This window comes from Streptomyces sp. NPDC059832, from assembly GCF_042731715.1.
GTDB lineage: Bacteria > Actinomycetota > Actinomycetes > Streptomycetales > Streptomycetaceae > Streptomyces.
Genome location: NZ_JBHWIY010000003.1, coordinates 428,380 through 447,072, shown reverse-complemented (window position 1 = coordinate 447,072; position 18,693 = coordinate 428,380). Strand labels below are relative to the sequence as shown.

Annotated in this window: 16 protein-coding genes; 9 read left to right on the top strand and 7 right to left on the bottom strand. The window is 71.1% G+C overall.

The window, feature by feature from the left end; all coding sequences use genetic code 11:
• Positions 1-15: 15 nt before the first annotated feature.
• Positions 16-1,572 (top strand): FadD3 family acyl-CoA ligase, encoded by a 1,557-nt coding sequence (locus tag ACFV8T_RS07270; RefSeq protein ID WP_385325389.1) that lies wholly within the window; start codon positions 16-18, stop codon positions 1,570-1,572.
• 62 nt (positions 1,573-1,634) lie between these two features.
• On the opposite strand, the gene ACFV8T_RS07265 is transcribed toward ACFV8T_RS07270, so the two are convergent.
• A complete protein-coding gene (locus tag ACFV8T_RS07265; protein ID WP_385325387.1) occupies positions 1,635-2,240 on the bottom strand; it encodes an ABATE domain-containing protein in 606 nt (201 codons plus the stop codon).
• An 80-nt stretch (positions 2,241-2,320) separates the two neighbouring features.
• On the opposite strand from ACFV8T_RS07265, the gene ACFV8T_RS07260 reads away from it, so the two are divergent.
• Positions 2,321-3,103: an MBL fold metallo-hydrolase gene (locus ACFV8T_RS07260; RefSeq protein ID WP_385325385.1), complete on the top strand. Its 783-nt coding sequence runs from the start codon at positions 2,321-2,323 to the stop codon at positions 3,101-3,103.
• Positions 3,104-3,332: 229 nt separating this feature from the next.
• On the opposite strand, the gene ACFV8T_RS07255 is transcribed toward ACFV8T_RS07260, so the two are convergent.
• Positions 3,333-3,545, bottom strand: a complete 213-nt coding sequence (locus ACFV8T_RS07255; RefSeq protein WP_385325383.1) for a hypothetical protein — start codon at positions 3,543-3,545, stop codon at positions 3,333-3,335.
• Between the two features lie 220 nt (positions 3,546-3,765).
• Entirely contained in the window at positions 3,766-6,723 is a 2,958-nt protein-coding gene (locus ACFV8T_RS07250; protein ID WP_385325382.1) for a BTAD domain-containing putative transcriptional regulator, read from the bottom strand.
• A 275-nt stretch (positions 6,724-6,998) separates the two neighbouring features.
• On the opposite strand from ACFV8T_RS07250, the gene ACFV8T_RS07245 reads away from it, so the two are divergent.
• A complete protein-coding gene (locus ACFV8T_RS07245; RefSeq protein WP_385325380.1) occupies positions 6,999-8,231 on the top strand; it encodes an amidohydrolase family protein in 1,233 nt (410 codons plus the stop codon).
• An 85-nt stretch (positions 8,232-8,316) separates the two neighbouring features.
• Here the strand turns inward: ACFV8T_RS07245 and ACFV8T_RS07240 are convergent, their stop codons facing one another.
• A complete protein-coding gene (locus ACFV8T_RS07240) occupies positions 8,317-9,144 on the bottom strand; it encodes a MerR family transcriptional regulator (protein ID WP_385325378.1) in 828 nt (275 codons plus the stop codon).
• Positions 9,145-9,337: 193 nt separating this feature from the next.
• Positions 9,338-9,541: a cold-shock protein gene (locus ACFV8T_RS07235; RefSeq protein WP_003967102.1), complete on the bottom strand. Its 204-nt coding sequence runs from the start codon at positions 9,539-9,541 to the stop codon at positions 9,338-9,340.
• 417 nt (positions 9,542-9,958) lie between these two features.
• Between ACFV8T_RS07235 and ACFV8T_RS07230 the strand changes: the two genes are divergently transcribed.
• From ACFV8T_RS07230 to ACFV8T_RS07215, 4 genes are all read left to right on the top strand, one after another.
• Entirely contained in the window at positions 9,959-10,837 is an 879-nt protein-coding gene (locus ACFV8T_RS07230) for a menaquinone biosynthetic enzyme MqnA/MqnD family protein (RefSeq protein WP_266415691.1), read from the top strand.
• A 358-nt stretch (positions 10,838-11,195) separates the two neighbouring features.
• Positions 11,196-13,046 carry a serine/threonine-protein kinase gene (locus ACFV8T_RS07225; protein ID WP_385325376.1) on the top strand — a complete coding sequence of 617 codons (1,851 nt, stop codon included), beginning with the start codon at positions 11,196-11,198 and terminating at the stop codon, positions 13,044-13,046.
• A gap of 72 nt (positions 13,047-13,118) precedes the next feature.
• On the top strand, positions 13,119-14,318 hold the full coding sequence (gene mqnC / locus ACFV8T_RS07220) for a cyclic dehypoxanthinyl futalosine synthase (protein WP_385325375.1): 1,200 nt from the start codon (positions 13,119-13,121) through the stop codon (positions 14,316-14,318).
• A gap of 7 nt (positions 14,319-14,325) precedes the next feature.
• Positions 14,326-14,952 carry a hypothetical protein gene (locus tag ACFV8T_RS07215; RefSeq protein ID WP_385325373.1) on the top strand — a complete coding sequence of 209 codons (627 nt, stop codon included), beginning with the start codon at positions 14,326-14,328 and terminating at the stop codon, positions 14,950-14,952.
• 23 nt (positions 14,953-14,975) lie between these two features.
• On the opposite strand, the gene ACFV8T_RS07210 is transcribed toward ACFV8T_RS07215, so the two are convergent.
• Positions 14,976-15,707 (bottom strand): DUF3152 domain-containing protein, encoded by a 732-nt coding sequence (locus tag ACFV8T_RS07210; RefSeq protein WP_385325371.1) that lies wholly within the window; start codon positions 15,705-15,707, stop codon positions 14,976-14,978.
• 137 nt (positions 15,708-15,844) lie between these two features.
• Here ACFV8T_RS07210 and ACFV8T_RS07205 point away from each other — a divergent pair, with 137 nt between their 5' ends.
• Positions 15,845-16,537: a demethylmenaquinone methyltransferase gene (locus ACFV8T_RS07205; RefSeq protein WP_385325370.1), complete on the top strand. Its 693-nt coding sequence runs from the start codon at positions 15,845-15,847 to the stop codon at positions 16,535-16,537.
• Between the two features lie 110 nt (positions 16,538-16,647).
• Here ACFV8T_RS07205 and ACFV8T_RS07200 read toward each other — a convergent pair whose 3' ends face one another.
• Positions 16,648-17,166, bottom strand: coding sequence for a GNAT family N-acetyltransferase (locus ACFV8T_RS07200; protein ID WP_385325368.1), 519 nt, complete (start codon positions 17,164-17,166; stop codon positions 16,648-16,650).
• Positions 17,167-17,263: 97 nt separating this feature from the next.
• Between ACFV8T_RS07200 and ACFV8T_RS07195 the strand changes: the two genes are divergently transcribed.
• Complete coding sequence (locus ACFV8T_RS07195) at positions 17,264-18,550, top strand: geranylgeranyl reductase family protein (protein WP_385325366.1); 1,287 nt, start codon at positions 17,264-17,266, stop codon at positions 18,548-18,550.
• The last annotated feature ends 143 nt before the right edge of the window (positions 18,551-18,693 follow it).

The following is an 18,693-nucleotide window of genomic DNA, read 5'->3' as shown; positions in this document are numbered from 1 at the left end:
TCAGGAGGGCGAACGATGCGCGGCGACGAGGAGTGGGGCAGCATCCCGGAGCTGGTACGGGCGGCGGCGCGGCGGTACGGGGACCGGGAGGCGGTCGTCGACGGCCGTACCCGGATCTCGTACGCCGAACTCGGCGACCGCGTGGAGCGGGCCGCCGCCGCGTGCATGGCCTCGGGCGTCGAAGCGGGGGACCGGGTCGCGGTCTGGGCCCCGAACACCCTGGACTGGATCGTCTCCGCGCTGGGGGCGGTGACGGCCGGTGCGGTCCTCGTCCCCCTCAACACCCGCTTCAAGGGCACCGAGGCGGCGTACATCCTGCAACGCAGCCGGGCGAAACTCCTCTTCGTCACGGGCACCTTCCTCGGCACGTCGTACGTGGCGTCGCTGCGCCGGGCGGAGGCCGAACTCCCCTGCCTGGAAAAGGTGGTGGTGCTGGCGGACGCCGCCCCCGACGACTACGTCGCCTGGAAGGACTTCCTGGCGTCGGGGGAGGGGGTGTCCGGTGCGGCGGTACGCTCCCGCGCCGACGCCATCGCCCCCGCGTCCCCCTCCGACATCATCTACACCTCGGGGACCACGGGCCGGCCCAAGGGCGCTGTCATCACCCACGCCCAGACCCTGCGCTGCTACGCGATCTGGAGTGAACTGGCGGATCTGCGCGAGGGCGACCGCTATCTGATCGTGAACCCGTTCTTCCACACCTTCGGCTACAAGGCGGGCATCATCGCCTGCCTGATGCGGGGCGCGACGATGGTCCCGCAACCGGTCTTCGACGTGGACACGGTTCTGGCCAACATCGCCGCCGAACGCATCTCGGTCCTGCCCGGCCCGCCCACCCTCCACCAGTCCCTCCTCGACCACCCGGCGCGCTCCGCCCACGACCTCTCCGCCCTCCGCCTGGTGGTGACGGGCGCGGCGGTGGTCCCGCTGAAACTGGTGGAGCGCCTGCGCGCGGAACTCCACATCGCCACGGTCCTCACCGCGTACGGCCTCTCCGAGGCGAGCGGCATCGTCACGATGTGCCGCCGGGGCGACCCGGCCGGGACGATCGCCTCGACGTCCGGCCGGGCGATCCCGGACACCGAGATCCGCGTCCTGGCCGCCCCCGGCATGCCCGGCGAGGTCCTGGTCCGCGGCTTCCACGTGATGCAGGGCTACTTCGAGGACCCGGAGACCACGGCCGCCGCGATCACCCCGGACGGCTGGCTGCACACCGGCGACGTGGGCGTCCTCGACGAGGCGGGCAACCTGCGGATCACCGACCGGATCAAGGACATGTTCATCGTCGGCGGCTTCAACGCGTACCCGGCCGAGATAGAACAGCTCCTGGGCCTGCACCCGGACGTGGCCGATGTCGCGGTGATCGGCGTCCCCGACCCCCGCCTCGGCGAGGTGGGCAAGGCGTACGCGGTGCGCAGGCCGGGCGCGACGGTGACGGCCGACGACCTGATCGCCTGGTCCAGGCGCGAGATGGCGAACTACAAGGTCCCCAGGGCGGTGGAGTTCGTGACCGAGCTTCCGCGCAACGCCAGTGGCAAGGTGGTGAAGGGGGAGCTGCGGGGGCGGCGGTAGCAGGGGGAGGGCTCAGGGCGACGGCCGGACCCGGCGAGGACGAGAACCCCGCGGAGCGCTGGTCAGTCCGTCGTGGGCCGGGTGCGCCGGGCGTAGGCGCGGGCTGCTCGGGCGCGGTCGCCGCAGCGGATGGAACACCAGTGGCGGCGGCCGTGCCGGAGAAGGTAGCGGTTGCAGGGGGCGGAGCCGCAGGCGGTGAGCCGTTCGGCGTCGGGGCCGGTCAGCAGGTCGGCGGCGTCGGCGGCGAGGACCGCGAGGGCGTGCTCGACGATCTGGGTGATGGGGTGGGCCGTCTCGCGGTACAGGCCACGGGTGGGATCCCAGTGGAGCAGGGAAGCGGCGGGGGCCCGGGTGAGCGCGTCGTTGACGGCGGTCAGTGCCCCGGCGGGGGCGGGCAGCCCGGCGGCGTGGGCCGCGAGCAGGGTGCGCACCTGTTCGCGCAGGGAGCGCAGCAGGGTGGTGCACATCTCCATCATTCCGGTGTCCGCCGGGGCGAGGCCCCGGTCGACGAGCCACTGTTCGGCGGCGCCCGGGGTGCCGAGGAGATCGATGCAGTGCCCGCCGGGCAGGGCGATGGTGCTGTTGGCGAGGTCGAGGGCGGGGTACTGCTCGGCACCCGGTGCGGGCGGCAGCGGTTCGGCGGTCACGGTCTCCTTCATGGTTCTCATGGTACGGCTTGCCTGTATACGTGAGAAGTGCTTAGAGTGACTCACGGATAAGCCACCCTCTATCCGTGAGGATCTCTTTCGTGTCTGCCACCGGCCCCACCAGCGAGCAGTTCCCCGTCCGCCTCTTCGGCGGCCCGACCGCCCTCTTCGAGTACGGCGGCCTGCGGTTCCTGACCGACCCGACCTTCGATGCCCCCGGCGACTACCCGGCACCCGACGGCCCGCTCCTGGCCAAGACCGCGCCCTCCTCCGGCAGCCCCGCCGACCTCGGCGGCGTCGACGTGGTCCTGCTCTCCCACGACGAGCACCCCGACAACCTCGACAACTCCGGCCGGGCCCTGCTGGCCGACATCCCGCTCACCCTCACCACTCCCGGTGGCGGGCAGCGCCTGGGGGTCCGCGCCAAGGGGCTGGCCGACTGGGAGTCCATCGAGCTGGACCGCCCCGGCGGCGGCACCGTCACCGTGACGGGCGTACCCGCCCTCCATGGGCCCGGGACGCGCGAGGAGGTCGAGACGATCCTCGGCCAGGTCGTCGGCTTCGTGCTGACCGGAGAGGGTCTGCCCACCGTCTACGTCAGCGGCGACAACGCCTCCCTCGCCCTGGTCGAGCAGATCGCCGAGCGTTTCGCCCCCGTGGAGACCGCGATTCTCTTCGCCGGTGCTCCCCGCTTCCCCATGATCTTCGACGGCGAACCGATCGTCCTGGACAGCGCACAGGCGGCCGAGGCCGCCAGGATCCTCGGTGCCCGCCGAGTGGTCCCCGTCCACTACGACAGCTGGGCCCACTTCACCGAGGGGCGTGACGAACTGGTAGCCGCTTTCACCGCCGCCGGTCTGGCCGACCGCCTCCGGATGGACTGAGCGGACGGAGCTGTCTTTCGGCAACAGGCGACCCGGGCGTCGTGAGACCGAGCGGTGGTCCGACGCCGCGGGGGTGCTGGTCCGGGGGCCGTAGCGGTGAACGCGCAGAGGGGCACGAGCCGTGGCTCGTGCCCCTCTGCCGGTGGTGGCTGTACGTCCCCCCGGACGTACAGCGGCCGCGACGGCTCCCCCTCCGCGCCGCCGCGGCCGCCTCCCCGTCGAATGACGTTCAGGCCTTCTCGGAACCCGCGTGGTTCTCCTGCGTCTTGAGGAGGTCCTTCGGCGTGCTGCCGGCGTGGTTCTCCAGGGTCGTGATGTCCTCGGCCACGCTGCCTGCGTGGTTCTCCAGCGGCTTGACGGCGCTGTCACCGCTGCTCGGGCTGCCGGCGTGGTTCTCCTGAGTGGTGGCGCCACCGGTCTTCGGCTTCAGTGCGTCGCTCATGCCTGTCAACTCCCAGAGATCTTGCTTGCTCGGTCGGCGATGCCCGTCCGGCGACTCCCCCGTGGGCCGTCGGACGGGCATGTCAGGGCCGTTCACCCTAGCGGTGTGGTCCCCCGTACAACCCGCCTGCCCCCCGACGCGACGGATCGATGGGCTTAAGAATGACGAGTGGCGATAAACGTTCGATGAACGCCGACGGCTCTCCGCCGGTTCCGGTGCCTCAGGCGGCACTGACCGGGTTGAGGAGTGCCCGGACCTTGTCCGCCTCCGCGGCTCCGAACTGCTCGTGGATGGCCAGTGCTTCGGTCCAGCATGCATGTGCCCGGTCGATCTGACCGAGGCGTTCGAGGGCGTGTCCCAGAGTGATCAGAACATTGCCCCGCATCCATTCGCCTCCGATGACGCGCAGAGCCAGTGCCTGCTCCGCGTGCTGAGCCGCCTGCGCGGGGCGCTCGTCGGCCAGGTGCGCCTCCGCCATGCGGAAGTGGGTCGAGCCTTCCCAGAGCCGTTGACGGTTGCCCTGGAACACGCGCAGCGCCTCGTCGAGCTCCTTCAGGGCCTCGGTCGGCCTTCCGGCCTGAGTCAGCGCGATGCCCAGCGCGAAGCGACCGTTGGCCGTGCGGAGACTGAGTCCCACCCCGTCGAAGATGGCCGTGCCCTGCTGGGCGAGCTCGACCGCGCTGGCCGTGCGGTTCATGTTCACGTGGATGCGCGAGAGATTGCACAGTGCGGATGCCTCGCCGACCAGGTTCCCGTCCGCGCGGTAGTTGTCTATTGCCGCCTGCAGGAACTTCTCGCCCTCTTCGTGCCTGCCCTGGTAGAACGCGATGATGCCGCGATCGTTGGGTGCCCAGCACGCGGGGATCGGGTCCTTGGTGCTCTCGGCCAGATCCATTGCGTGCCGTGCCTCCTCGTCGGCCAGCGTGAAGCGGCCGGAGACGAGGTAGACGGTGGACAGCGAGGCACGGGCCCGCCCCTCGGAGTGAGGGTCGGCGGCAGCCCTCGCCGCGTCGCGCAGGGCCGCACCGGTGGTTTCGTACTGGCGGGAGTTCGCGCCCGACTCGGCGAGGTCCTTTGCCGCGCAGAGCAGGTCGACGGCACGCTGCAGCATTCCGCTCGACGCACTCTGATGGGCGCAGGCAAGCAGCGAATCGGCCTCGCTGTACAGCCAGTCCACGGCCTCCGGCCCGTCGGTGAATTCGAGCCCCGGGTGCTCGGTGGCCACCAGGTGGTCGACGGCACGGTCCCCCGGCCGCTCCAGCGCGTACACCCCCGCCGCCGTGGCCAGATAGAAGTCCAGCAGCCGCGACAGCGCCGACTCCCGCTCCTCCGGGGACTCCTCGCCCCGTTCGGCGCAGGAACGCGCGTAGAGGCGCACGAGGTCGTGATAGCGGTAGCGGCCGGGGGCGGCCGATTCCAGGAGGCTGGTGTCGACCAGGGCCTCCAGGAGGTCCTCCGTCGCGTGGGCCTCCAGGTTGAGCAGGGCCGCCGCCGCGGCGAGGGAGATGTCGGGGCCGTCGGCCAGGCCGAGGAGGCGGAAGGCGCGGGCCTGGGCGGGTTCCAGCTGGCCGTAGCCGAGTTCGAAGGTGGCCTTCACCGCGAGGTCGCCGGCCTGGAGTTCGTCCAGGCGGCGGCGTTCGTCGGCGAGCTTGGCGGCCAGGACGGAGACCGTCCAGGTGCGGCGGGCGGCCAGGCGGGAGGCGGCGATGCGGATGGCCAGGGGGAGGAAGCCGCAGGCGGCGACCACGTCCAGGGCGGCCTCGCGCTCGGAGTTGATGCGTTCCTCGCCCGCGATGCGGGTGAAGAGCTGGAGCGCCTCCTCGGGGGACATCACGTCCAGGTCGACCAGATGGGAACCGGCCAGGTCGACCATCCGGACGCGGCTGGTGATCAGCGCCGCGCAGCCCGCGGTGCCGGGCAGGAGCGGGCGGACCTGCGCCGCGTCGTGGGCGTTGTCGAGGAGGACCAGGATGCGGCGGCCGTCGAGAGTGGAGCGGTACAGGGCGGCGCGTTCGTCCAGGGAGTCGGGGATCGCCGAGTCCGCGGTGCCCAGGGCGCGCAGGAACGCGCCGAGGACCGTCTCCGGTTCGGCGGCCCGTGCGCCCGCGCCCTGGAGGTCCACGTACAGCTGGCCGTCCGGGAAGTGCTGGCGTGCCTGGTGGGCGACGTGCACGGCGAGGGTGGTCTTGCCGACGCCGCCGATGCCGGCCAGCGCCGAGACGGCCATCACCGAACCCTCGGCGGTCGCCAGCCGGCCGCCCAGTTCGCGTACGAAGGAGGCGCGGCCGGTGAAGTCCGGGACGGTGGCCGGGAGCTGGGCGGGACGCACCGGCGCGGGGGCCGGGGCCGGTTCGTCCGCGGGGTGGGCGAGTTCCTCGTCGGCCCGCAGGATGCGCTGCTGGAGCTGGGCGAGCTCGGGGCGCGGGTCGACGCCCAGTTCGTCGGCGAGCAGCCGGCGGGTGTCGGCGTAGACGGCCAGCGCCTCGGCCTGGCGGCCGCTGCGGTACAGGGCGATCATCAGGAGTTCGCGCAGCCGTTCCCGCAGGGGGTGCGCGGCCGTGAGCGCGGTCAGTTCGGAGACCGCCTCCGCGTGGCAGCCGACCTCCAGATCCAGGTCCAGGCGGGACTCGGTGAGCTGGAGCCGCCATTCCTCCAGGCGGGTGCGCTGGTTCTCGGCGTACGGTCCGGGCACGGAGGCCAGGGCCTCGCCGTCCCACAGCCCGAGTGCCTTGTCGAGCAGGGTCCGGGCCTGGTAGCGGTCGCCGGACGCGCGGGCCTTCTCCGCGTCGGCCGCCAGTTCCTGGGCCACCGTCACGTCCAGGGTGTCGTGGCCGGCCCGGATGGCGTATCCACCGGCGTCGCTGACCAGCGTCTGCGGGTCGAGGACCTTGCGGAGCCGGGAGGCGTACGTACGTATGGTGGCGAGCGCCTGCGAGGGCGGTTCGTCGCCCCAGATGGCGTCGATGAGTTCGGCGGCGGTGGCCGTCCGGCCGCCGCGCAGGAGCAGCGCCGCCAGCAGGGCCCGCTGCTGCGGTGAGCCGGAGGACAGCGCTTCGCCGTCCCGCCATGCCCGTACCGGACCGAGCACGGAAAAGCGCAGATCGACGCCGCCCGCCGACCGCTGTCGCGGAGCGCGCTGCTCCGGAACACGCACGTGCGGTCCGTTGTCACGGTCCATTGCTGCCCCCTGCCCTGCTCGCCCCGCCGGTGCTGCCCATCGTGCCGATGCCGCCTGTTGATGCCGTCCGCCTGGATTGCCCGCCCGTGTGCCGGTACGGGGCGGGTGGATCCGGATTGCTCGGTACCGCTGGTATCGCGCTCAACAGTCTGCCTTGTCTTGGGTGGGCACGTCAGCAGTGGGTGACTCTCTGCACAAGCCCTCGACAACGATTACGGAACGGGGTCCGGTCCAGATGGCTGACGGTTCGTCAGATCGACGCTACCGTGGAGAACATGGAGACCTTCCCGAAGATCATCTCGGTGGACGACCACACGGTGGAGCCCGCTCATGTCTGGCGGGACCGGCTCCCGTCCAAGTACCTCGACCGCGGCCCGCGGATCGTCCGCGCACCGCTCAAGGAAATGACCTTCATGGGCGGAAAGTTCGCGCCCGTGATGGGTGCGAAGGGCGACGACGGGCCGATCGGCGACTGGTGGGTGTACGAGGATCTGCACCGCCCGCTCACCCGGCTCGACACCGCGGTCGGCTACGACCGGGACGAGATCAAGCTGGAGATCATCACGTACGAGCAGATGCGTCCGGGTTCGTTCTCGGTCCCCGACCGGCTCGCCGACATGGACGTCAACCACGTCCAGTCCGCCCTCTGCTTCCCCACCTTCCCGCGCTTTTGCGGACAGACCTTCACCGAAGCGAAGGACCGCGAGCTGGGGCTGCTCGGGGTGCGCGCGTACAACGACTGGATGGTCGAGGAGTGGTGCGGGCCCGAGGCGCGGGGCCGGCTCATACCGCTCACCCTGATCCCGCTCTGGGACGCACAGCTGGCCGCGGACGAGGTCCGGCGGAACGCGGCGCGCGGCGTGCGCGCGGTGGCGTTCTCCGAGATACCCCCGCACCTCGGGCTGCCGTCGATTCACACGGACGAGTGGGATCCGTTCCTGCGGGCCTGCGACGAGACCGGGACGGTGATCGCGATGCACATCGGCTCGTCCTCGAAGATGCCGTCCACCTCGGCCGACGCCCCGCCCGCAGTCGGGTCCACCATCACCTTCGCCAACTGCTGCTTCTCGATGGTCGACTGGCTGATGAGCGGCAAGTTCGAACGGTTCCCGAACCTCCGGATCATGTACGCGGAGGGCCAGATCGGCTGGATCCCGTACATCCTCGAACGCGCAGACGTGGTCTGGGAGGAGAACCGGGCCTGGGGCGGCGTCGCCGACAAGGTCCACCGCCCGCCGTCGGAGCTGTTCGCCGAGCACATCTACGGCTGCTTCTTCGACGACGCCTTCGGGCTGAAGAACCTGGACTCGATCGGCGTCGGGAACGTCCTGTACGAGACGGACTACCCGCACTCCGACTCCACCTGGCCCAAGTCGCGCGAGGTCGGCGAGGCGCAGATGGGACATCTGGACGCCGATGTGGTGGACCGGATCGTGCGCCGCAACGCGATCGATCTGCTGGGGCTGACCGACGACGGGCTGTGGGCGGGGCCCGGAGGAGGACGGTAGGGGACAGTCCTCAGGGAGAAAGGAACGTGACACTCCAGGCATCGAGTGTCACGTTCTTCTCCCACCCATGTGTCTTTGGAGCGGATCAGGCCTTGGTGACCGGCTCCTGGAGCTCCGTCACCCACTTGTCCCGGTCCTCGGGGCACTCCAGGCTGATCTCACGGGTGTATCCCGCCGACCGGTAGCCGTTGGCGTCGATCCAGCGGGCCAGGGTCTGGGCGGTCGGCAGCACGCCGTCCATCGAACCCCGGTGGACGATGGTCGCGGCCTCGAACGGGGGCAGCTCGACCACCGTGATCCCGGTGTCGCCCAGCGGGCCCACCGGGGCGGACACCGTGACCCCCGCGTGGACGACGACCGCGCCGCCGCCTTCCGGGGCGTCCTCGTAGTACGCGATCCCGGGACCGCTCGGACTGACGCCCGCCTCGCCCAGCAACGGGAACAGCCGGTCGTACAACGGTCCGATCACCGGAGTGATGTCCTCCGGCTCGTAGCCGGCCGCGGTGCCGGCCAGCTCGGCGACCCGTACCGCGGCAACCTTCTTGACGACGACATCGTCCACGGACATGCGTCCCTCGCTCTCGATCGACCGGAGCCTCGCCTCGACCTGCGCCAGCCGTGCGGCCGCCGCCCGCATGGCCTCCTCCAGCTCCGCCCGGCGCAGCCGCAGCATCCCGCGCAGCTCCTCCGGCCCCACCTGCTCGTCGAGGATGGCCTGCACCTGCTGGAGCGTGAAGCCGAGATCCTTGAGGGCGATGACGCGGTTGAGACGGGCGAGCTGGGCGGCACCGTAGAAGCGGTAGCCGGTGGCGGGGTCGGTGCGGTCGGGGTGCAGCAGCCCGATGGCGTCGTAGTGGCGCAGCATCCGGGCCGACACCCGTCCGTACCGGGCGAAGTCTCCGATGGTGAACATGATGTCTCCCAGCGCACCGCTTCACACGGTGTCAAGGTCAAGCGTCGCGGCCCTGCGGCCGGGCATCGGAAGAAAAGGCGGGCGTCGGAAGATGAGAAGGAACGGAAAAGGCAGGAGCCCCGTTCCCCGCCGAGGCGGAGGAGCGGGGCTCCTTGGGTACTACTAGCCGGCCGCGATCGGCCGACCCGGGCAACTAGGCCGGGGTGACGTTCTCAGCCTGCGGACCCTTGGGTCCCTGAGTGACGTCGAAGTTCACGACCTGGTTCTCCTCGAGAGAGCGGAACCCGGACGCGTTGATCGCGGAGTAGTGGACGAAGACATCCGGGCCGCCGCCGTCCTGGGCGATGAAGCCGAAGCCCTTTTCAGCGTTGAACCACTTGACGGTTCCGGTAGCCATAAGCCCTCCTTGGGCCAAAGGGTTGCCCTGCTCCAGAACCTGCAAAGAAGTCTGAAAACTACAAAAGCCTGCGGGTTACATGCTCCGCAGGCTCTGTACTGCAAGGGAAACCAAACTGCAACTTGCGTCGAGCCTAGCACGCAGCGTGTATCGAACGGTAGAGGGAAAGATCACTTCACTCGGATGTTTGATTGGCGTGCCGATGAGCCGGCGAAGTGGGCGTACCGGCGGGTGTCGTTGCGGCGACTTCGCGGGGTACGGAGGACGCCTTCGGGGTGCCCCGGAAGCGGTTCCGGGGCAGCCCGGGACGACACCCGCGTATTCGCACGGTGGGATGCGCACTCCCGGGGAGTGAGACCGGGTACGCCCCGCGCCCCCGGTGCCGTCCGGATCGCGCCACGGGTCTAGCCTCGCGATGTGGACAATTCAAGCGTCTCAACCGTCGCAGGCGACGACCGTCGCATCCGGCCGCGCGTCGGCCACATCCAGTTCCTGAACTGCCTCCCCCTGTACTGGGGACTGGCACGCACCGGGACCCTGCTCGACCTGGAGCTCTCGAAGGACACCCCGGAGAAGCTCAGCGAGCAGCTGATCGGAGGCGATCTGGACATCGGCCCCGTCACGCTGGTGGAGTACCTGCGCAACGCCGACGACCTGGTCGCCTTCCCCGACATCGCGGTGGGCTGCGACGGGCCCGTCATGTCGTGCGTGATCGTGTCGCAGGTGCCGCTGGACCAGCTGGACCGGGCCCGGGTGGCCCTCGGCTCGACCTCGCGCACCTCCGTCCGCCTGGCCCAGCTGCTGCTCGCCGAGCGCTACGGGGTCAGCCCGGACTACTACACCTGCCCGCCGGACCTCGGCCTGATGATGCAGGAGGCGGACGCCGCCGTGCTGATCGGCGACGCCGCGCTGCGCGCCAACCTGCACGACGCGCCCCGGCTCGGCCTCCAGGTCCACGACCTGGGCCGGATGTGGAAGGAGTGGACCGGGCTGCCGTTCGTCTTCGCGGTCTGGGCGGCCCGCAAGGACTATCTGGCGAGCCGGCCCGACCAGGTGAACAAGGTGCACGAGGCGTTCCTGGCCTCGCGGGACCTCTCCCTGGAGGAAGTCACCAAGGTCGCGGAACAGGCGGCGCGCTGGGAGGCCTTCGACTCGGAGGTGCTGGAGCGGTACTTCACGACCCTGGACTTCCGCTTCGGCCCGGACCAGCTGGCGGGCGTGCAGGAGTTCGCGCGCCGGGTCGGTCCGACGACCGGCTTCCCGGCGGACGTGAAGGTCGAGCTGCTCGGCGGCTGACCGGACGGCGGGGCGGGGGTGCCCGGGATATGCGGGGTATAGGTGAATCCTGTACTTCTCCGGGTCGCTTATCCCTCCCCGCCCTTCTCTCCTTGCTTCTCCCGGCGCTTCTGCCGGTCCGGCCTCGATTCGGGTTAATTCGCGTCGAATAGCCGATTCCCGGATGGTGCTCGCGGTGCATCCCGGGCGGGAACCCGGAATCGCTCGGGTGAACGACGCATTCACGCCTTTTGTTGTGTCGAAAGCCGTTGTTCGTTCCCTTAGGGGCGAAATAGGCGGATGGTTTCCTCTGTGACCCGATGACCTTCGCCCCCTAGGCTTCGGTCGGAGGTCAGGCCGGTCCACAGGGGGAGTCCATATGCAGCCGCTGGAAGCCGGCGAACCGCTGACCATCGGTGCCTATCGATTGCTCGGCAGGCTCGGTGCGGGCGGCATGGGCCGGGTCTATCTGGGGCGCAGTGCCGGCGGGCGCACCGTCGCGGTCAAGGTCGTGCACCCGCATTTCGCTCTCGATGAGCAGTTCCGCGCGCGCTTCCGGCGCGAGGTGGACGCGGCACGGCGGATCGGTGCGCAGTGGACGGCCCCCGTTCTGGACGCCGACCCGGACGCGCCCATTCCGTGGGTCGCCACCGGCTACGTGGCCGGCCCGCCGCTCTCCGCCGCGGTCGCCGAGCACGGGCCGCTGCCCGAGAACGCGGTACGGACGCTGGGCGCCGGTCTCGGCGAGGCGCTGGCCGCGGTGCACGAACAGGGCGTCATCCACCGTGATGTGAAGCCGTCCAACGTACTGCTGGCCCTGGACGGCCCCCGGCTGATCGACTTCGGGATCGCGCACGCGATCGGCGCCACCGCCTCGCTCACCTCCACCGGGGTCTCGGTCGGCTCGCCCGGCTACATGGCGCCGGAGCAGATCCGGGGCACCGACATCTCGGGCGCGTCCGATGTCTTCTCGCTCGGCGCGGTGCTCGCGTACGCGGCGACCGGCACCGCTCCTTTTCTCGGCGACTCCTCGGCCGTGCTCCTCTACAAGGTGGTGCACGAGGAGCCGGAGCTGGGGGAGTTGGAGGGTGACCTGCGGGAGGTCGTCGCCGGATGTTTGGAGAAGGAGCCCGAGGACCGGCCCACGCCCATGGAACTGGCCCGGCGGCTGGCGCCGGGCGGGGCCGCCGCGCTGGTGGCGGCCGGCTGGCTGCCCGGACCACTGGTGCGCGAGGTCAGCCGGGCGGCGGTCGCGCTGCTGGACCTGGAGCCGCAGGACGCGCCGGTGCAGTCGGGGCCGGTGCCGTTCAGCAGCGCGGCCTGGGATGCCGGCGGCGCCAACGGTGCCTACGGCCCGGACGGCGCCGATGGGGCGAACGGGGCCGGGGTCGTGGGTGGCGGGTTCGGGTCGCCGGCCGAGCCCTTCCCCACCCACGACCCGACCCGGCTGTCCCATCCGGGCGTACTGCCCTCGTGGCCCGTGACCGCGGGCGCGGCCGAGCCGGCCAGGACATGGGGGGCGTCCGGGCCGTCGCCGCGGACCGGTGTGTCCGGGCTGCCCGGACAACGCGCGTCCGACCCCCATTTCTCCGTCACCGTCAGCGCGGACTCCGACCCGGCCCGGCCGGACGCGGACCGGGGCCGGAGGCTGAGCTGCACCGTCGCCCTCGCGGTGGCGGGCGCGCTCGCCGCCGTGACCGTGGGCAGCGCGTTCGTCTTCGACCTGATGCCGGGCGGTGGCGGCCGGAGCAACGCCGAGCACGGGAACGTCGGCAGCACCCCGCCCGCCGCCACCCCGTCCGACCGGCCGTCGCAGCCCGCGGACTCGGGCACCAGCAGCCCGGAGCGGATCACCGAACTTCCGAAGGAGTTCATCGGCACCTGGAAGGGCCCGGTCACCGAGAAGACCACCGGGCAGCCGCACGGCACGCTCACCGCCGTCTTCACCGCGGGGAGGACGGGCACGGACGTGGTCCGGATGAACACCGAGATCACCAGCCTCGGGGTCACCGTCAGCTGCAACAGCGTCGCCAGCCTCACCTCCGGCACCGCCGAGCAACTGACACTCCACGAACGCACCGACCCGGACCGGCCCAGCACCCCGGCCCTGTGCACCTCCACCACCACCGACGTCCACTTCACCCGGGCCGCCGACGGCACCCTGCGTTTCCGGTCCGAGGAGCGGGGCGCGGGGCTGCCGTACGGCACGCTGAGCCGGTCCGGCGGCTGACCCCGAGAGGGGCTGGCGTACGCTGAACCGGTCCGTAGATCCGTTGAAAAACCGCCGAAAGGTGACAGCCCGGTGACCGAGAAGGCCGACCTTCAGCCCATCCTCGACCGAGCCGCCGAGGGCGGTCGGATCTCTCCGGAGGAGGCGCTCGACCTCTACCGTTCGGCGCCGCTGCACGCGCTGGGTGCCGCCGCCGACGCCGTACGCCGCCGCCGTTACGCCGGTACGGAGCACATCGCGACGTACATCATCGAGCGCAACATCAACTACACGAACGTGTGTGTCACGGCCTGCAAGTTCTGCGCCTTCTACGCCGCGCCGAAGGACACCGCCAAGGGCTGGTCCCGCGACCTCGACGACATCCTGCGCCGCTGCGCGGAGACCGTCGAACTCGGCGGTACGCAGATCATGTTCCAGGGCGGGCACCACCCGGACTACGGCGTCGAGTACTACGAGGAGCACTTCTCCGCGATCAAGAAGGCGTTCCCGCAGCTGGTCATCCACTCGCTGGGCGCCTCCGAGGTCGAGCACATGGCCCGGATCTCCAAGGTCTCCGTCGAGGAGGCCGTCCAGCGCATCCACACCGCCGGCCTCGACTCCTTCGCGGGAGCCGGCGCCGAGCTGCTGCCGGCCCGGCCGCGTACCGCTATCGCCCCGCTCAAGGAGTCCGGCGAGCGCTGGCTGGAGATCATGGAGATCGCCCACCGCCTCGGTGTCGAGTCCACCTCCACCATGCTGATGGGCACCGGCGAGACCAACGCCGAGCGCATCGAGCACCTGCGGATGATCCGCGACGTGCAGGACCGGACGGGCGGCTTCCGCGCGTTCATCCCGTACACGTACCAGCCCGAGAACAACAAGCTGAAGGGGCAGACGCAGGCCACGCTCTTCGAGTACCTGCGGATGATCGCCATCGCCCGGATCTTCCTCGACAACGTCGCCCACATCCAGGGCTCCTGGCTGACCACCGGCAAGGAGGTCGGCCAGCTGTCGCTGCACTACGGCGCCGACGACCTCGGCTCGATCATGCTGGAGGAGAACGTCGTCTCCTCGGCCGGTGCCAAGCACCGCTCCAACCGGCTGGAGATCATCGACCTGATCCGCAAGGCGGACCGGGTGCCGGCCCAGCGCGCCACCACGTACGAGCACCTCGTCGTCCACGACGACCCGGCGAACGACCCGGTCGACGAGCGCGTGGTCTCGCACATCTCGTCCACCGCGATCGAGGGCGGCACGGCACACCCGGAGCTGAAGCTCCTCAACGCCAACTGAGGCAGTCTTGCTGACGGTTCATGCCGCCGACGCGGTGCACGGTGCCCCGGACGGGGCGGACGCCGTGGCCGTGGACGGCGGTGTGGTCGTCGCCATCGGCGCGTACGGGGAGCTGACCGCCGCCCGTCCGGGGGCCCGGACCCGGCGGTGGTCCGGGCTGATCACCCCGGGGCTGCTGAACGCTGCGGCCCCCGCCCTGCTGGAGGCCGCCTACCACCCGGACCCGCGCGAGGCCGACGAGCTCGGCACCGACCCGCTGACCGGCGACGCGCTCACCGCACTCTCCATGGACGACGCCCGCTGGGGCGCGAGTGCCCGGCGCGGCCTGCAACGGATGCTGCGGCACGGCACGACCGCCGTCCGGGGCCCCTTCGCCCGCCCCGCCGTGCGCACCGCGGTCGCCCGCTCGGGACTGCGCGTCCACGCCCCCGGCCCGGTGCCGGAACACGTGTCGCTCGACCCGCTGGCGTCCGTACCGGAGCCGGCCGAGGCGTTCGCGACCGCACTGGCCGTCGGCGGGCCCGCGGATCTGGCGGTGTTCGGCGTACCGGACCCGGCGGCGCTGCGCACCGAGGGCGCCGGGAGCTGCGTGGCGACGGTGCTCGGCGGGCGGCTGGTCTTCCGCCGCAGCTGACGCGTCCGTACGGCGGGGCCGGTTCACGGCACCGCAGGGCCGCCCAGGTAACGGCCCTTGGCGTCGTACGGCCAGGCGTTGGAGACGCACCCCTTCAGCCCGTAGATCTGCTGCATCATCGCGGGCGCGGGGCGGCCCCTGCCCGGACAGGTCTCGTGACCGTGGCCCAGCCAGTGGCCGACCTCGTGGTTGATGATCAGGGCCCGGTACTCGGCGAGCGGGCCGTGGAATTCGGGTGATCCCTGCTGCCAGCGCTTGAGGTTGACCATCACGTCGGTGCCGACCCGGCAGTTGACCTCGCCGTGGGTGTCGAGGCCGCCCTTCCCACAGATGGCGTCGGTGGTCGCGGGGGTGGCGATACGGATGACGAGCCCCGCCGGTCCTTCGGAGACCCGGCGGAAGGTGTGCTCGCCGTGGTGCGACCAGCCCCGTGGCGCGGCCAGGATCCGGGCGATCTCGGCGGCGGCCCGGTCCGGGTCGACGCCCGAACCGTCCTCCACCTCGACGCGGTACGCCCTGGCTCCGCCCTTGCCCTTGCCGGGGTCGGGGGCGCCCGCGCGGGCGACGGTGAACGTGCCGGTGGCCGGCGAACTCCCGGACGCGGACGGCGTGGACGCCTTGCCGTCGGCACCGCTGCTCCACCGGGGCCCCAGCACGGCGGCGGCACAGATCAGCGCCGCCGTGACGACGACGGCGAACAGGCGTCCTCGGCGGCGCTCCGGCTCCGGCCGGAGGCGTGCACCTCGTGCGGACATCTGGGCTCCCCCCTGGATCCCGGCGGCTCCGTGCCCCCTCTGTACTGACTGTCGAGGGAAGCGATTGGTTCAGTCCACCCGGATAACGACTTGTGACCTGCGCGGAGCACCGCGGACCGGGCTGCTTGAATGGACGGGTGACCCGAGCCTCCCTGGACAAGCAGCCGCACGAAGTCGCCACGATGTTCGACGACGTGGCGGCGAACTACGACCTCACCAACGACGTGCTGTCACTCGGCCAGGCCCGGCTGTGGCGCAAGGAGGTCGCGAAGGCGGTGCACGCACGGCCCGCGGAGAAGATCCTCGACCTGGCCGCGGGCACGGCGACGTCCTCGCTGCCGTTCGCCGCGACCGGCGCGTACGTCGTGCCGTGCGACTTCTCCCTCGGCATGCTCCAGGAGGGCAAGAAGCGCAACTCCTGGCTGCCCTTCACCGCGGGCGACGCCACCAGGCTGCCGTTCCGCGACGAGACCTTCGACGCGGTGACCATCTCCTTCGGGCTGCGCAACGTCCAGGAGACGGACTCGGCGCTGCGCGAGCTGTACCGGGTGACCAAGCCGGGCGGCCGGGTGGTGATCTGCGAGTTCTCGCAGCCGACCTGGGCGCCGTTCCGCACGGTCTACACCGAGTACCTGATGCGGGCGCTGCCGCCGGTCGCGCGCGCGGTGTCGTCCAACCCCGACGCGTACGTCTATCTCGCCGAATCCATCCGCGCCTGGCCCGACCAGGCGGGACTCGCGGCCGCGCTCCAGCGGGCCGGCTGGTCGAAGGTCGCCTGGCGCAACCTCACCGGCGGTGTGGTGGCGCTGCACCGGGGTGTGCGTCCCTGAGGCAACGGTTGCGGTGACTTCCGTCGAGGGACCGGGCGGCCCCGTGCCCGCCCGGTCCCTCGACGTCATCGGCCGACGCCCGCGCCCACGGCGGCAGGGGCGCGGCAGCGTCACAGGGCCAGCCGGAAGCAGACCACTTCCTGGCCCGGCCGCGGCGTCGTGAAACTCTCCGCGCGCTCCATCCCCAGTCGCCGGGCCACGGCGATCGACCGCTCGTTCCCCGCGTCGACCGTCGCCACCACCCGTTCCACCCCGGCCGTGCGCAGCCGCTCCAGCGTCAGGCGCGCGGCGGCGGTGGCGTAACCCCGGCCCCAGGCCGACCGGGCCAGCCGCCAGCCGATCTCGATCTCGCCCACCGGCCCGTACTCGGTCCGCGGCCAGGGCTGGGCGCCCGTGAAGCCGGCCACCTCGCCGTCCTCGCCCAGCACCGTCCACAGGCAGTAGCCGAGTTCGGCGTCGAGTCTGCGCTGCCGGGCGGTCCACTCCTCGTACATCGAGAGCTCCTCCGACGCACCGCCGAAGAACTCCATCACCTCGGGATCGTCGAAGGCACGGTGCCAGGACAGCGCGTCCTCGTCGGTGGGGACGCGCAGCTGTACGGAGGGAGCGCCGGGAAGCACGGTCGACATCTGGGAACCCTTCGGAAAGTCGATCAGCGAACCCCCATAGACTGCATGGGACAGGTGCCGCGCGGCACGCGATTTCGAGCCTTCGGGAGATCCGACCGTGACCGAGCAGCCCCTCTCCGAGCACAGCGCGGATGTGATCGTCGTCGGGGCAGGCCCGGCCGGCTCCACCACCGCGTACTACCTCGCCAAGGCCGGACTGGACGTCCTGCTCCTGGAGAAGACGGCCTTCCCCCGCGAGAAGGTCTGCGGCGACGGCCTCACCCCGCGCGCCACCAAGCAGCTCGTCTCCATGGGCATCGACATCTCCGAAGAGGCCGGCTGGCTGCGCAACAAGGGCCTGCGCATCATCGGCGGCGGCGTCCGCCTCCAGCTGGACTGGCCCGATCTCGCCTCGTACCCGGACTACGGGCTGGTCCGCAAGCGCGACGACTTCGACGAGCAACTGGCCCGCCAGGCGCAGAAGGCGGGCGCGCGGCTGCACGAGCGCTGCAACGTCGGCGCCCCGATCGTCGACGACCGCACCGGCCGCATCACCGGCGTCAACGCGAAGCTCGGCGAGGAGAAGACCCCGGTCACCTTCCACGCCCCGCTCGTCGTCGCCGCCGACGGCAACTCCACCCGGCTGTCGCTCGCCATGGGCCTGCACCGCCGCGAGGACCGCCCGATGGGCGTGGCCGTGCGTACGTACTTCACCTCGCCCCGCCACGACGACGACTACCTGGAGTCCTGGCTGGAGCTGTGGGACCGGCGCGGCCCCCAGGACCGGCTGCTGCCCGGCTACGGCTGGATCTTCGGCATGGGCGACGGCACGTCCAACGTCGGCCTCGGCATCCTCAACTCCTCCTCCGCGTTCAAGGAGCTGGACTGGCGCGAGGTCCTCAAGGCGTGGTGCGCCTCGATGCCGGAGGACTGGGGCTACACCCCCGAGAACATGACGACGCCGATCCGCGGCGCCGCCCTCCCGATGGCCTTCAACCGCCAGCCGCACTACACCAAGGGCCTGCTGCTCGTCGGTGACGCGGGTGGCATGGTCAACCCGTTCAACGGCGAAGGCATCGCGTACGCCATGGAGTCGGGCCAGATCGCCGCGGACGTCATCGTCCAGGCCCATGCCCGCGCGACCCCGGCCCAGCGCGAACTGGCGCTGAACAACTACCCGAAGGTGCTCAAGGAGACCTACGGCGGCTACTACACGATGGGCCGCGCCTTCGTGAAGCTGATCGGCAACCCGAAGGTCATGAAGATCGCCACCCAGCGCGGTCTGACGCACCCCCTGCTGATGAAGTTCACCCTGAAGATGCTCGCCAACCTCACCGACCCCACGGGCGGCGACGCGATGGACCGCATCATCAACGGGCTGTCCAAGGTGGCCCCGAAGGCCTGAGCCGCCCCCCTTTCCCGGACCGGCCACGGCCGCGCTCAGTCGGTGAGCGCGGGCGTGGTGGGTGTTTTTTTTGTTTGGGCGCTCACAGAGGGGGGGAGAGAGGGTGGGGGGGTTTTTGTGGTGGTTTCTCCCCCTCCTTTTGT